Here is a 13115-nt window from a genome sequence, read left to right on the forward strand (position 1 = left end):
CGGGGCGGCCCGGGGGCGGGCGGCCCGCGCCCCCGCCCGCGGTCCGGCCGCGCAGGGGGGCGGGCGCGGCCGGGGTCAGGGCGCCGGCGCGACGTCGCACGTCACGCCGGCGGTGCGCCTCACGCCGCGCGCGTGACCTCGATGCGCTGCGGGGCGCGACCGGCGAACACGCCGGCGACGGTCACGGTGAGCACGCCCGCGTCGTAGGACGCGCGGACGGCGTCGGCGTCCGCCGACTTCGGCAGGGTGACGTTGCGGCGGAACTCGCCGAACCGCACCTCGCGGACGCGCCGCCCGGCCGGGGCGACCTCGGCCGCCTCGCCGGCGTCCACCGCGGGCTGCTCGCCCTCGGCGGCCTCGTCCGCCGTCTCGGCCGCGGGGGCGTCGACGACGCGCTGGTCGCGACGCTCGCCGCGGACGACGAGACGACGACCCTCGAGCTCGACGGTCACGTCGCGCTCCGGGTCGACGCCCGGCAGGTCGAAGCGGGCGACGAGGTCGTCGCCCTCGCGGTAGACGTCCGCGGCGGGCGCGTAGCCCGTCCGCGCGACGGGGGCACCCGCGGGCCGCGTCCAGAGCTGGCGCACGACGCGCTCGGTGGGCAGCGGGCGGAACGGTGCCACGGTGTAGGTGCTGATCATGGTGGTCCTCCAGGTCTTCGTGCCACGGTCGGCCCGTGGCGTCCTGACCTGTCCAACCTTGAGCGTGCCCGGCTCAGTCCCGCGTTCGCGGACGACGAACGGCGCGGTGCCCGACCCGCACCACCCGCTCCGCAGGCTCAGCCCGACCCGCGGTCGTCAGCAGAGCGCGACGTGCTGCCACGGCCCCCACGCGGCGGACGACGGCGCCTCGCTCCGCGTCCACCAGCGCGCCTCCCACAGGCTCCCGCCGTGCAGCACGCGGTCGCCGCCGACGTAGACCGTCGTCGCGGACCACGCGGCGAGCGCCGCGTCGTCGCACCCCGCGGGGTGCTCGGGCTCCGGCGTCGGGGTGTCGGTCGGGTCGGGGTCCGGCTCCGGCTCGGGGTCCGGGTCGGGCGTCGGGGTGCCGCCCGCGGTCACCACGGGGACGCCGGGGTTCACGAGCCCGTCGCCGCCGACGACCGTGTTGTCGTCCGTCACCGTGACCGGGCAGGCCACGGGGTCGTGCACCGTCACCTCGATCGCGTACCGGCGCTGCCCGTCGCGCCCGTGAGGTCGGCGTGGTTGCCGCGGAACACCGTGCCGCAGCCCCACCCCGGGGACTGCTGGTGCGTCTGGAAGCCGAACTTCGTCGTGGCCGTCCCGACGTTGTCCTCGACGACGTAGTCGTTCCCCTTCACGTCGACCCACGAGTCGTCGTAGTTCGCGCCCGTGAGCCCGTCGCCGACGAACATGTTGCGCGCGATCCGCCCGCCCGTCGTCCCCTCCTTGACGTCGACGTTCTCCCCGCGCACGAGCGGACCGATGGTGTTGTCGAGGATCTGCACGTGGTCCGACCGGTCGGAGTAGTCGTTCGCCGAGCCGACGTAGACCCCCTCGGCCCGCGGTGCAGCGAAGAGCGGGGCCAGGAGCGAGCGGTGCGCGGCGTCGTCGCCGCGTGCGGTGCGGGGCATGGGCCGACGGTCCCGCCGCGGCCCCGGGAGGTCAACGGGCGCCGTCGGATCGTGTGGTTCTCCCGCAGCGCCCTACGGGGAATCCCTCACCCGGGCGCGGTCGTGCGCGCGGCACGGCGCGCCTTGCGGGCGGCTGCGGCACGCTGCTCGGCGGTGTCGAGCCGCGCGTCGGCGCTCTCGAGCGCCTCGCGGGCGCTCGCCTCCGCCTCCCGGGTCTCGGACAGGCGCGCGCGCAGCTCCTCGCGCGCGTCGGCGAGCCGCGCCAGCTCGTCCTCGACGTGCCCCAGCTCTTCCTCCACCTGCCCGACGGCGTCGCTCGCCGCCCGCACGCGCGTCTCCGCCTCGTCGCGCTCGGCCTCCAGGCGGTCGACCTCGGCCGCGGACTCCTCGACCTCGCGCTCGGCCGCCGCGACGGCGTCCTCGGGCGGCTCTCCGCCGTCGGGGGAGGAGCCGGAGCGCGCGGTGCGAGCACGGCCGGTGCCGCTCCCGGCGCCCGCCCCGCCTGCCGCGGTCCGGGAGCCGCGCGCGCCGGCCGCACCGGTGCGCTCCCGCAGCTCGACGACGTCGGCGGGCTCGCCGCCCTCGTCGACGATCCCGAACCCGACGTGCTGCAGGGCCTGCGCGAGCCGCCCCGCACGGACGAGCGCGCCCGCGTCCGGGTCCATGACCGCGGCGGTGAGCGTCTCCGCGAGCCGGTCGAGCGCCGTCGCGGAGACCGCCCGGCCCGCGACCTCGCCCGCGTCGCGCAGCTCGCCCACGACGCGCTCCACGCGCTCGCGCCGCAGCCGGTCGAGCGTGCGGATGCGCGTACGGTCGCGGTCCGTCGTCGCGTCGCGGAGCTCGTCCCCGAGGCTGACGAGGGCGGCGACGTCGTCGGGACGCTCGCGCGCGACCTGGTTGACGACCCACGCCGCCACGGTCGGCTTCGCGAGCCGCGCCACGCGCTCCGCACCCACGGCGTCCCCCGACGCCTTGATCTCCTTCGCCGCCGCGGTGCGGGCGACGACGAACTGCTCGAGCGGCAGCGCGAAGAGCCCGTCGACGAGCGCGTCGGCGTCGGGTGCCGTGCCGAGCATGCCGCGCTTGCCCATGCTGCCCAGCGTCGCACCTGTGCACTGCTCGTGCTCGGTCTCCGTGTGCGAGCGTGCTCGACTTTCACCCTGCGTTCGCCGTGCTCCGCAGCGAGTTCCGGCCCAGAGTGGAGGACGAGTCGAAAGGGGCAGGTCGATGAGGAAGACGATCGTCGCGGTGGTGGGCCTGGTGTCGTTCGCTCTCGCCGGGTGCAGTGGCAGCCCCGCCGACCCGGTCACCGTGACCGTGACCGAGGAGGCTGAGCCGCAGGAGGACGCACCGGCGCCCGACGACACCGAGCCCGAGCAGTCCGGCGAGCCGGAGACGGCATCGAGCGCGGACCAGGAGGTCGAGCAGACCTTCGAGATGCCTTCTGTCGTCGGGCAGAACCTCCAGGACGCGCAGGACCTGCTCCAGACCCTTGACTCCTACGTCATGGACCAGGTCGACGCGACAGGGCTCGAACGCTTCGCGGTCAACGACTCCAACTGGACCGTCTGTGCGCAGGACCCGGCACCTGGAGCGGTCGTACCGATCTCCACCGTGGTCACACTCTCCGCAGTCAAGCTGGACGAGGCCTGTCCCTGAGCAGCCCTGCGCGCCCGTGAGCGGACATCACGCAGCCTGTGCGGAACGGGCGGCGAGCAGCGCCGCGAGGGCCGCCTCGGTGACGACGGGGATGCCGTACCGGCGGGCCGTGCGGGCCTTCGTCGAGAGCGAGTCCGGGTCGGCGGCGACGACGAGCCGGCTCCGGCGCGTCACGTAGGGCCAGGGAGAGAGGCCCGCGGCCCGCACGTCGCGCTCCCAGGCCTCGCGCGTACGCGACATCGACCCGGTGAGCACGACCTCGTCGCCGTCGGCCAGCACGAACGCCGGGCGCGGGGCGACGGCGAGCTCCGCGGCGAGCCGCGCCCCGAGCGCCGCCTCGACGGCTCCCGCGACGTCGTCCGCGTCGAGGCCGAGCTGGCCCGCGACCTCGTGCAGCGCGGGGTCGTCGCGGACGGAGCCGCCGTCGTCGCGGTCGCCCGCGGCGGTCGCGCCGTCGAGGGCGTCGAGCTCCGCCCGGGCGAGGGCGGTCAGGTAGTCGCGGTGCACGCCCTCGACCGCGGCCCGGTCCAGCCCGGCCCGCCGCGCCTCGGCGAGGAGCGCCGCACGCTCCGAGTGCGACACGTAGCGGTCGAGGAGCGCGGCGTCGAGCAGGCGCAGGTAGGTCTCGGTGTCGACGTCCGGGCGCTCGGCCCGGGGGTGCGCGTCGCCCGCGCGGGTGCCCGGCGCCTCGTCGAGCCCGGCGAGCCAGTGCCCGCGAGCGCGGCTCGCGCCGCGCAGGACCGGCTCCACGCCGGGGAGCGCGGCGGGCAGCGACCACCGCACCCCGTCGGCCGCGGCGCGGGCCACGTCCCAGCACTCGTCGTCGGCCGCGACGTCGAGGTAGTACCCGAGCAGCCCGGCGGTCGCGCGCGCGTCGCCGAGGGCGGAGTGGACGCCGTCGTGCACGACCCCCACCGCCGCGCAGCACGCGGCCAGTGCGCGCGAGCCCGTGAGGTACCGGCCCGCGAGCTGCTGGGTGCACAGGCACGCGACGGGGTCGATCGCGGCCGCGATGCCCGCGCGCCCGATCTCCGCGCGCAGGAACCGCGTGTCGAACGCCGCGTTGTGCGCCACGAGGACGCGGCCGGAGAGCAGGCGCAGGAGGGCGGGGGCCACGCGGTCGAACGTCGGGGCGAGCGCGACGTCTGCCGCCGCGATGCCGTGCACGTGCTGGGGCCCCAGGTCGCGCTCGGGGTTGACCAGCGTGGACCACTCGTCCTCGACCCGGCCCGCGGCGTCGACCAGCACCACCGCGACCTCGGCGACCCGGTCGCCGAGGCGAGGGGAGAACCCCGTGGTCTCGAGGTCGACGACGGCGAATCCGGGCACGGGCACAGTCTGCCCGACGCCGCCCACGCCTCGTCACCACCGTCGTCACCGTGTCTGCGGCCGCGACCACCCGCGGGCGCGCAGGGGTTTCGCGCCGGGCCCCGTGGGCCTACGCTCGCGAGCACACGAGCCTTCGCAGCGTCGCGCGTCTCGTGTGCGACTCGGCCGGACCCCGACACGACCGGGGTCGGCCGGCGGGGGCCACTGTCGAGGAGGATGCGTGAGACCACGAACGATCGTCCCGTCTGCCGCCGCCGCGAGCCTCGTGCTCGCGGCACTGACCGCAGCGCCCGTCGGCGCTGCCCCCGCAGGCGGACTGCGTGCCGCCGACGGACCGCCCCCGCTCGAGGACCTCGTCACCGGCGACGCGGTCATGCAGCGGCTCCAGGACTTCCAGGACATCGCGGACGCCAACGGCGGCAACCGCGCGATGGAGACGCCCGGCTACGAGGCGAGCGCCGTCTACGTCGAGGACGCCCTGCGGGCCGCGGGCTACGAGCCCGAGCGCCAGTACTTCACGTTCGAGGACCTGGTCACCGACGACCTGTCCCTCACCGCGGCCGGCGTCGAGGTGACGTCGGACGTGTACCCCGCCGAGTTCGCCCCCGACACCCCGGACGACGGCGTCACGGGCCCGATCGTCCAGCCCGCCGACGCGCTGGTCCAGGGCTGCACCGCCGACACCTGGGACGGGGTCGCGGTGGAGGGCGCCGTCGCGCTGGTCAGCCGCGGGTCGTGCCCGTTCGCGGACAAGGCGCGGTTCGCCGCGGAGGCCGGCGCCGCCGCCGTGATCCTCTACAACAACACCGACGGCGCGCTGAACCCGACCCTCGGCGAGGCGAGCGACGTCTGGGTCCCGACCGTGGGCATCACGCAGGCGGCCGGGCAGCAGATCCTCGCGGCGATCACGGGTGGCGCCGAAGCGGTCGCGACCTACGACCTGCAGACGCACGTCGAGGAGTTCGAGACGTTCAACGTGCTCGCCCAGACGCCGGGCGGTCGCGACCACAACGTCGTCATGGTGGGCGCGCACCTCGACGGCGTCGAGGACGGGCCGGGCATCAACGACAACGGGTCCGGGTCGGCCGCGATCCTCGAGGTCGCGGTCCAGCTCGCCGCCGCGACCGACGGCGGCCAGGACGTCGAGAACGCCGTGCGGTTCGCGTGGTGGGGCGCGGAGGAGGTCGGGCTGCGCGGCTCGACGCACTACGTGAGCGACCTCGTCGAGAACGACCCCGCGGCGCTCGACGACATCGCGACCTACCTCAACTTCGACATGGTCGGCTCGCCGAACTACATCATCGGCGTGTACGACGCGAACGAGTCGACGTACCCCGCGCCCGTCGAGGTGCCGCCGGGCTCGGCCGAGACCGAGGCGGTGTTCACCGACTACTTCGACGGCATCGACCAGGCGTGGGTCGACACCGAGTTCTCGGGCCGCTCCGACTACCAGGCGTTCATCGAGAACGGGATCCCGGCGTCGGGCCTGTTCACCGGCGCGGACGGCTCGAAGACGGCCGAGGAGGTCGCGATGTTCGGCGGCACCGAGGGCATCTTCTACGACCCGAACTACCACTCGCCGGCAGACACGATCGACAACGTCGACGCGACCGCGCTCGACATCATGTCGCGCGCGATCGGTCACGCCGTCGCGTCGCTGTCCGAGGACACGTTCGCGATCAACGGCGTGGGCAACCCCCGCGTCGACGCGATCGAGGCGGAGGCGCGGTGCCTGAACGGCACCGCGTACGTCGCCGTCCGCGCGACCAACGGCGAGGACCAGCCCGTGTCGCTGCGCCTCGTGACGCCGTTCGGGCAGCGGGCGTTCGGCCAGGTCGCCCCCGACGCGAACGCGTACCAGTCGTTCTCCACCCGCTCGGCGTCGGTCGAGGCCGGCACCGTGAGCGTCGTCGCGCGCCTCGCGGGCGGCGGGGAGAACCACTCGCAGACGTACGACGTCGCGTACGACGCGATCGCCTGCGGCTGACGCAGCGCGGGTCGTACGACGGGCGGGGCCGTCCTCCACGAGGAGGGCGGCCCCGTCCGGTCTACGCTGGCCCGCGGTGCGCCGTCGGGCGGCGCGACGGACAGGGGGGTCACGTGGCGAAGGAACCGTTCCTCACGACGACGGAGGACGTGCCGGGGGAGGGCCCCGACCTGCCCGGCACGACGTCGGGGGACGAGCGCAGCACCCTCGCGCGGCTGCTCGGTGAGAAGCGCCTCCTGCGCGTCCCGGCGGTGCCGCGCCCCACGCTCCCGCGGCCCTCGTTCTCGCTGCCCGGCCCGCTCGGCCGACGCGCGCGGGGCGGCGCCGGGCAGGCGACCGAGCAGCCCGGCCCACGGACCGACGAGCACCCGGTCGACCCACCCGAGGACCGCCCGGCGACCGCCGCGCCCGGCGCCGTCGACCCGGGAACCGGCTGTGGCCCCGGACCGGGCCTCGACGCCGCGCTGGAGGACGCGCTCGTCGAGGCGCTCGCGGACGACGGTGCGGAGACGGACGACGGAGAGGCCGGCGGAGAGGCCGGCGGCGGGGCGGCCGACGGCGCCGCGGCCGACGGCGCGTTCGACGAGGTCGTCGCGGAGTGGGTGCGGCGCGCGATCGCCGCCTACCCCCGGCCGTCGTACCCGCTCGAGCGGGAGTGGGACGTGTCGGTCCAGGGGGTGGTGCGGCTCGTCCCGTACGTGCCGCGGTTCGCGACGGCGCCGCTCGCGCTGCTCGACCGGTTCGGCGCCGTGACGATCGGTCCGGAGCGGGTGGGCCTCGACGGCAAGGACGTGGACTGGGAGCGCGTGGTCGAGATCCGCACGGCGCCCGCGTGGACGTGCCTGTCGGCCGAGGCGCTGGAGGTGAACCTCGCGCAGTACGTCGTGGCGCTGCCCCCGCTGCCCGGCCGGGCGTGGGTCCTGCGGAAGATCAGCGAGCTCCTGCTCTCGCTCTACCTCGCCGTGCTCCCGCCGGACGCGGACGGCGACGACGTCGTCGCCGACGCCCAGGCCCTCCTCGGGACGGCCGGCGCCGAGGGCAGCGTCCCGGACCTGCCTGGCGACGATGCGGACGCGGCGCGCGGGGACGTCGCCGGCACGGTCGCGGACGCGCCGTCGGACCCGATGTTCGACCGGGTGGTCACGCAGGTGGTCTACCGGCGGCGGTTCGGGACCGGCGAGGCGCAGTCGAGCACGACGGGCGTCCTGCTCCAGCTCGCGCTGCGCGGCGCGACGGACACGATCGTCCGCACGGCCGCGGAGCACGGCGTCGAGGTCGTGCACGTGCGTGCCGAGGACACGAGCGTCGGTGCGGTCGTGGCGCGCGCAGCGACGTGGCGCCGCACTGCGCTCGACCTGCGCGAGCGGGTGGACCGCCGCCTCGGGCGCTGAGGGCTACCGGTCGAGCGCCTCGAGGATCGGCGTGTCGCCCGCGGTGAACCGGACGAAGCGGCCGACCGTCGCCGGGGTGCGCACGGCCTGCGCGACGACCATCGCGACGTCCGCGCGCGAGACCTGCGAAGCAGCGCCGTCGGGGACGTCGTCGGCGCCGTCGAGCCCGTCGGGGCCGTCGCCGACGACGCGGATCGCGCCGGTCGGGCCGTCGTCGGTCAGCGTGCCGGGCCCGAGGATGGTCCAGTCGAGGTCCGTGCCGCGCAGATGGTCGTCGGCGGCGAGCTTGGCGTCCGCGTAGGCGAAGAAGCTCGAGTCGGGGTCGACGCCGTGGTCGGGCACGGAGCCGATCCACGACACCATCAGGTAGCGGCTCACGTCGGCGGCGGAGGCGGCGTCCATCGAGCGGCCCGCGGCGTCGCGGTCGACGGCGTAGGTGCGCTCCGGGTTCCCGCCGCCCGCCCCCGCCGACCACACGACGGCGTCGAACCCGCCGAGCGCCCTGGCGAGCTCGTCGACGGACGCGCTCTCGACGTCGAGCAGGAGCGGCTCGCCACCCAGGCGGCGGACGAGCGGGAGCTGCTCCTCGGCGCGCACGATCCCGGTCACCGCGGCGCCGTGGTCGACGAGGATGGGGACGAGCAGCCGGCCCACCTTGCCGTGGGCACCGACGAGGGCGATCTTCATGCGGCGGACTCCTGTCTGCTGGCGTCGAGATCGACCCGAGCGGTCGAGATCGACCCTCTGAGGGCCGATCTCGAGACGGTCAGGTCGATCTCGCGGTGTGGTTCCACGGTGCTCCCGCACCGGTTACGCCGCCACCCGAGGGACAGGTCAGGGGCACTGGCGAGCGTTCGGGGCCGCGCCCAGGACGACCGTCTCCGACGCCCGGACGAGGTCGCCGCCCGTCGGGTCCTGCTCGCAGACCGTCCAGCCGTTCGACGCGCCCGGCAGGGAGCCCGCGCGCGGGTCGCGTGCGTCGACGACCACCACCGTCGCCGCGCCGCGCTGCTCCAGGTCGGCGCGCGCCTGCTTGAGCCTCGTCTCCACGAGGTTCGGCATCGGGAACGCGGGCTCGATCTCGACCGAGAGCTCGACGCCGTCGGACCCGCCCGGCGGGACCGGGGTGCCCGGCCCGGTCGTCGGACCGTCTGTCGGGCCGTCGGTGGGGTCGTCGGTGGGGTCGGGCGTCGGGCCGTCGGTCGGCTCCTCGGTCGGCACCGTGGTCGGCTCTGCGGTGGGTGACGGCGTCGGGGCCCCGGGACCACCCGGCACGCCCTCGACGCGGCAGCCCGCCAGCGCCGCCACCGCCACGGCCGCGAGCACGACGACGCGCGTCCGCCGCGGTACCGCCGTCGTGCGCGCACGCCCGACGCGGTGCGCCCCGTGCTCCTGGGAGATGTCCTTCAGCCGGCCCGTCGTCGTCGACGGTGCCGTCGTTCGTCCTGCCACCACACGTGCCCCCGTTGCCCCTGCGAACTTCTCTGCGTCTTCGAGGGTACGTGACGGTCGCGGCCCGTGCGGCCGGGGGAGGTGCCGCGGGCGGGTGATCCTCGCGCGGTCAGCCGCGGCGCGGGCCCGTCCGCTTGGGCGGCCGGACGGTCGGGACGTCGCCGACGATGGGGATCGGGCGGCGGTGGAACGGGAACCCGTAGCGCGTGACCAGGCCGGCGAGCGTCGTCAGCCGGTTGCGCGGCCCGATGAGCCCCATGATGTGGACGAACAGCCAGGCGAGCCACGCGACGCCCCGCGTGAGCCGCAGCCGTCCGACGACCTCCGCGATCGCCGCGCGCCGGCCGATGACCGCCATGGTGCCCTTGTCGAAGTAGCGCAGGGACGTCGTCGGGCGGCCGGCGAGCAGCGCCTCGATGTTGCGCGCGACCTGCGCGCCCGACTGGATCGCGGGCTGCGCGAGCTGCGGCAGCCCCGCCGGGGAGACCGCGATGTCACCGGCCGCGAAGACCCCGGGCAGGCCCTCCACCTGCAGGTCGTCGCCGACGACGACGCGCCCGCCCTCGCCGCGCGGCAGCCCCCAGTCGTCGACCTCCTCGTGCGGGTGGACGCCCGCCGACCAGACCGTGAGGTCGGACCGGATGCGCGTGCCGTCCGTCAGCACGACGGCGTCCGGCAGCACCTCGGCGACCCCGGCCCCCAGGTGCAGGCCGACGCCGCGACGCCGCAGCTCCTCGGCCGCGTACCGGCGCAGCCTCGGGTGGAACGACTTGAGCACCTCGCCGCCGCGCTGGACGATCTTCACCTCGAACGCGTCGCCGTGGATCTCGGGGTACGCGGGGCGCAGCCCGGCGGTCCGCAGCTCGGCGAGCGCCCCCGCGACCTCGACGCCCGTCGCGCCGCCGCCCACGACCACGACACGCAGCCCGTCGTCCGTCGCCGGGCTCGCCGCGGCCTTCTCGAGCCGGATGAAGAGCGTGTCGCGGATCTTCATCGCCTGCGACCGCGAGTACATGGGGAACGAGTTCTCCTTGGCGCCCGGGGTGCCGAAGAAGTTCGCCGTGACACCGTTCGCGACGACGAGGTAGTCGTAGTCGACCCACTCGTCGTTGAGGAGCCGGATGCGGCGCGCCTCGTGGTCGATCCCGACGAGGTGCTCGTGCACGACCCGGACGTTCTTCTGCTTGAGCCGCAGCCCGCGCAGGAAGTACGTGACGTCGCCCGGGTTCAGGCCGCCCGTCGCGACCTGGTAGAGCAGCGGCTGGAACGTGTTGTAGACGCGGCGGTCCACGAGCGTCACGCGCACGGGCGCCTTCGCGAGCCCCTTGACGACGGCGAGGCCGGCGAACCCGGCGCCGACCACCACGACGTGCGGCAGGGGGTCGGGGGCTGCCGCACCAGGCGCAGCGGTGACGGGCTCGGGCACGGGGCCTCCTCGGGGCGACGGGGTGGGAGAGCGCCGGTGCCCGCCCGCCTGCGTCGCGGACGTCGCCGACGACGTCTGCCAGGTTACGGCGAACCCCGCCCTCGCGCCGAACAGGCGGCCACGACGCGCGCCGGGGCGAGGCGTGCGTCGTGGCCGCCGGCCCCGCGGCCCCCCGCCGGCGGGGGGGTGGTCAGTGGACGCCCGGCGGGCGCCCGGCGGAGGGGGCGCACACCGCGGGGTGGGTCCGCGCCGCCCCGCCCGGCCCCGGGGGGGGGGTGGCCGCCGACGCGTTCGGCGTGTTTCGGCCCACCCCCCCCCGCGCCCCCACCGGGCGCCCCCGCGGGGGGCGGGGGGGGGGGGGGGGGGGGGCCCGCCTGCCCGGCGGCCCCCGTCCGGAGGAGGAGTGCTCAGTTCACGCCGGCCGGCAGCCAGGAGTCGGGGCCGAACACCTCGTAGTGGATCCGCTCCGCCGCGACGTCCCGCGCGACGAGCTCGTCGCGCACGGCCAGCATGAACGGCAGCGGTCCGCACAGGTACGCCTCGGTCGCGGGGTCGATGTCCAGCTCGGACAGGTCGACGCGGCCGGTGCGGACGTGCTCCGGCGTCGCGCCCGTGCCGGGCGTCTCGTACCAGGTGTGCAGGACGGCGTCCGGCAGGCTGCCCACGAGGGCGCCCAGCTCCGTGCGGTGCGCGTGGCGCGACGGCGAGCGGTCCGCGTGCACGACGGCGACGTGCCGCGGGGTCGCGTCGTCCGCCGTCGCGAGGTGGTCGAGCATCCCGAGCATCGGCGTGACGCCGATCCCTGCGCTCACGAGCAGCAGCGGGTGGTCGGCGTCCTCGAGCGCGAGGTCGCCGAACGGGAGCGAGACGCGCAGCGTGTCGCCCTCGAACACGTTCTCGTAGAGGTGGTTCGACACCTCGCCCGCCGGGTAACCGGGCTCGGCGGGGCTCTCGGCGATCCGACGCACGCCGACGCGCCACGTGCTGCGCCCCGGCCCCGAGGAGAGGCTGTACTGCCGGATCTGGTGCGCGCCGTCGGGCAGCGTGACCTGGACCGAGACGTACTGGCCCGGGGAGAACGCCGGCAGGGGAGCGCCGCTCGGGTCGGCAAGCACGAACGACACCGTGTCCGTGGCCTCCAGGCGGCGCTCGGCGACGACGAGGTCGCGCCACACGTCGCCGTCGTCGACGCCCGCACCGGTGTACAGGGCCTTCTCCGCCGTGACGAGCGTGTGCGCCATGTGCCAGTAGACCTCGTCCCACGCCGCCGCGACCTCGGGCGTCACGGCGTCGCCGAGCACCTCGACGATCGCCGCGAAGAGGTGCTCGTGGACGATCGGGTACTGCTCGGCGACGATCCCCAGCGACGCGTGCTTGTGCGCGATGCGCGCGACCAGCGCCGCGGGCGGCGGGCCGGCGGGGTCGACCAGCATCGTCGCGTACGCGGCGATCGCCCCCGCGAGCGCCTTCTGCTGCTCCCCCTGCGCCTGGTTTCCGCGGTTGAACAGGTCGCGCAGCAGCTCCGGCCGCGCGGCGAACATACGGCGGTAGAACACCGGGGTGATGTCGCCGATCGCGGCCCCGATGACGGGGAGGGTGGCACGGACGACCTCGGTGGACTTCTCGGACAGCATCGGCTGCTCCCATCCTGACGGTGATGGTGGGTGGTGCCCGGCCGTGCGGTCGGGCCGACGGGCGCCCGTGGTCACCGGGTGCCCAGCGCGAGGAGCACGGGGCCGGTCGGCGTCCGTGCCAGGTCCTCGACCGTGAAGCGGTCGAGGACGGTGAAGAACGCCTCCTGGGCCTCGCGCAGCGCGCCGCGGAGCCGGCAGGCCTGGCGCAGCGGGCACGGCGTCGGGCCCTCGCACTGCGCGACCTCGCCGGGTCCCTCGAGCTCGCGCGCGATCCAGCCGACCGACGCGGACCGTCCCGTGGCGCTCAGCCGGACCCCGCCTCCGCGACCCCGTCGCGCCGCGACGACCCCGAGCTCCGCGAGGCGCGTGACGACCTTCGTCGTGTGGTTGTACGACACGGCGAGCTGTGCGGAGACGTCCTGCGTGCTCATCGTCTCCTCGGCGTCGAGGACGGCGAGGCGCATGACGGTCCGCAGCCCGAGGTCCGTGAACTGGGTCAGCTGCACGCTTCGAACCTAGGCGAAGTCGCATCTGGCGCGCGACTTTATCTGACGTGACGTCGGTCATGCTCACCTGCGGAGAGAGACCCCGCTCTACCTCGCGCTACCAGGGGTCTACCCTCGGCCGACCGAGGGTCTACCTC

The 13115-nt window shown here is 75.7% G+C and carries 13 protein-coding genes; 3 read left to right on the forward strand and 10 right to left on the reverse strand.

All coding sequences use genetic code 11. The features are described 5' to 3' along the window. Positions 1-119 precede the first annotated feature (119 nt). From ACFC2L_RS15985 to ACFC2L_RS16000, 4 genes are all read right to left on the reverse strand, one after another. Positions 120-641, reverse strand: coding sequence for an Hsp20/alpha crystallin family protein (locus tag ACFC2L_RS15985; RefSeq protein ID WP_375825286.1), 522 nt, complete (start codon positions 639-641; stop codon positions 120-122). A 156-nt stretch (positions 642-797) separates the two neighbouring features. Beyond that, entirely contained in the window at positions 798-1157 is a 360-nt protein-coding gene (locus ACFC2L_RS15990; protein ID WP_375825287.1) for a carbohydrate-binding protein, read from the reverse strand. After that, on the reverse strand, positions 1154-1594 hold the full coding sequence (locus tag ACFC2L_RS15995; RefSeq protein WP_375825288.1) for a hypothetical protein: 441 nt from the start codon (positions 1592-1594) through the stop codon (positions 1154-1156). The genes ACFC2L_RS15990 and ACFC2L_RS15995 overlap by 4 nt, the downstream gene beginning before the upstream one ends. Positions 1595-1680: 86 nt before the next feature. Next, positions 1681-2685 (reverse strand): hypothetical protein, encoded by a 1005-nt coding sequence (locus ACFC2L_RS16000; RefSeq protein ID WP_375825289.1) that lies wholly within the window; start codon positions 2683-2685, stop codon positions 1681-1683. Positions 2686-2821: 136 nt separating this feature from the next. Between ACFC2L_RS16000 and ACFC2L_RS16005 the strand changes: the two genes are divergently transcribed. Next, entirely contained in the window at positions 2822-3253 is a 432-nt protein-coding gene (locus tag ACFC2L_RS16005; protein WP_375825290.1) for a PASTA domain-containing protein, read from the forward strand. Between the two features lie 27 nt (positions 3254-3280). Here ACFC2L_RS16005 and ACFC2L_RS16010 read toward each other — a convergent pair whose 3' ends face one another. Then, on the reverse strand, positions 3281-4582 hold the full coding sequence (locus ACFC2L_RS16010; protein ID WP_375825291.1) for an exonuclease domain-containing protein: 1302 nt from the start codon (positions 4580-4582) through the stop codon (positions 3281-3283). Between the two features lie 220 nt (positions 4583-4802). On the opposite strand from ACFC2L_RS16010, the gene ACFC2L_RS16015 reads away from it, so the two are divergent. Further along, positions 4803-6569, forward strand: coding sequence for a M28 family peptidase (locus ACFC2L_RS16015; protein WP_375825292.1), 1767 nt, complete (start codon positions 4803-4805; stop codon positions 6567-6569). Positions 6570-6682: 113 nt separating this feature from the next. Further along, the gene (locus tag ACFC2L_RS16020) at positions 6683-7960 is read left to right on the forward strand and encodes a hypothetical protein (RefSeq protein WP_375825293.1); all 1278 of its coding nucleotides are present in this window, start codon (positions 6683-6685) and stop codon (positions 7958-7960) included. A gap of 3 nt (positions 7961-7963) precedes the next feature. Here ACFC2L_RS16020 and ACFC2L_RS16025 read toward each other — a convergent pair whose 3' ends face one another. From ACFC2L_RS16025 to ACFC2L_RS16045, 5 genes are all read right to left on the reverse strand, one after another. After that, on the reverse strand, positions 7964-8647 hold the full coding sequence (locus tag ACFC2L_RS16025) for an SDR family oxidoreductase (RefSeq protein WP_375825294.1): 684 nt from the start codon (positions 8645-8647) through the stop codon (positions 7964-7966). Between the two features lie 147 nt (positions 8648-8794). Continuing rightward, complete coding sequence (locus ACFC2L_RS16030; protein ID WP_375825295.1) at positions 8795-9412, reverse strand: hypothetical protein; 618 nt, start codon at positions 9410-9412, stop codon at positions 8795-8797. A gap of 109 nt (positions 9413-9521) precedes the next feature. Continuing rightward, positions 9522-10838: an NAD(P)/FAD-dependent oxidoreductase gene (locus ACFC2L_RS16035; protein ID WP_375825296.1), complete on the reverse strand. Its 1317-nt coding sequence runs from the start codon at positions 10836-10838 to the stop codon at positions 9522-9524. A gap of 407 nt (positions 10839-11245) precedes the next feature. Continuing rightward, the gene (locus ACFC2L_RS16040) at positions 11246-12472 is read right to left on the reverse strand and encodes a globin domain-containing protein (RefSeq protein ID WP_375825297.1); all 1227 of its coding nucleotides are present in this window, start codon (positions 12470-12472) and stop codon (positions 11246-11248) included. Positions 12473-12543: 71 nt separating this feature from the next. Then, entirely contained in the window at positions 12544-12978 is a 435-nt protein-coding gene (locus ACFC2L_RS16045) for an Rrf2 family transcriptional regulator (protein ID WP_375825298.1), read from the reverse strand. Positions 12979-13115 lie beyond the last annotated feature (137 nt).

The sequence above is a fragment of the Cellulosimicrobium sp. NPDC055967 genome (genome assembly GCF_042269845.1).
In the GTDB taxonomy this organism is placed as follows: domain Bacteria; phylum Actinomycetota; class Actinomycetes; order Actinomycetales; family Cellulomonadaceae; genus Cellulosimicrobium.

Excerpts from the sequence above, each read along its gene's own strand:
- ACFC2L_RS15985 (WP_375825286.1), bottom strand. The coding sequence starts at position 641 with ATGATCAGCACCTACACCGTGGCACCGTTCCGCCCGCTGCCCACCGAG.
- ACFC2L_RS16005 (WP_375825290.1), top strand. The coding sequence starts at position 2,822 with ATGAGGAAGACGATCGTCGCGGTGGTGGGCCTGGTGTCGTTCGCTCTC.
- ACFC2L_RS16025 (WP_375825294.1), bottom strand. The coding sequence starts at position 8,647 with ATGAAGATCGCCCTCGTCGGTGCCCACGGCAAGGTGGGCCGGCTGCTC.
- ACFC2L_RS16040 (WP_375825297.1), bottom strand. The coding sequence starts at position 12,472 with ATGCTGTCCGAGAAGTCCACCGAGGTCGTCCGTGCCACCCTCCCCGTC.
- ACFC2L_RS15995 (WP_375825288.1), bottom strand. The coding sequence starts at position 1,594 with ATGCCCCGCACCGCACGCGGCGACGACGCCGCGCACCGCTCGCTCCTG.
- ACFC2L_RS16000 (WP_375825289.1), bottom strand. The coding sequence starts at position 2,685 with ATGGGCAAGCGCGGCATGCTCGGCACGGCACCCGACGCCGACGCGCTC.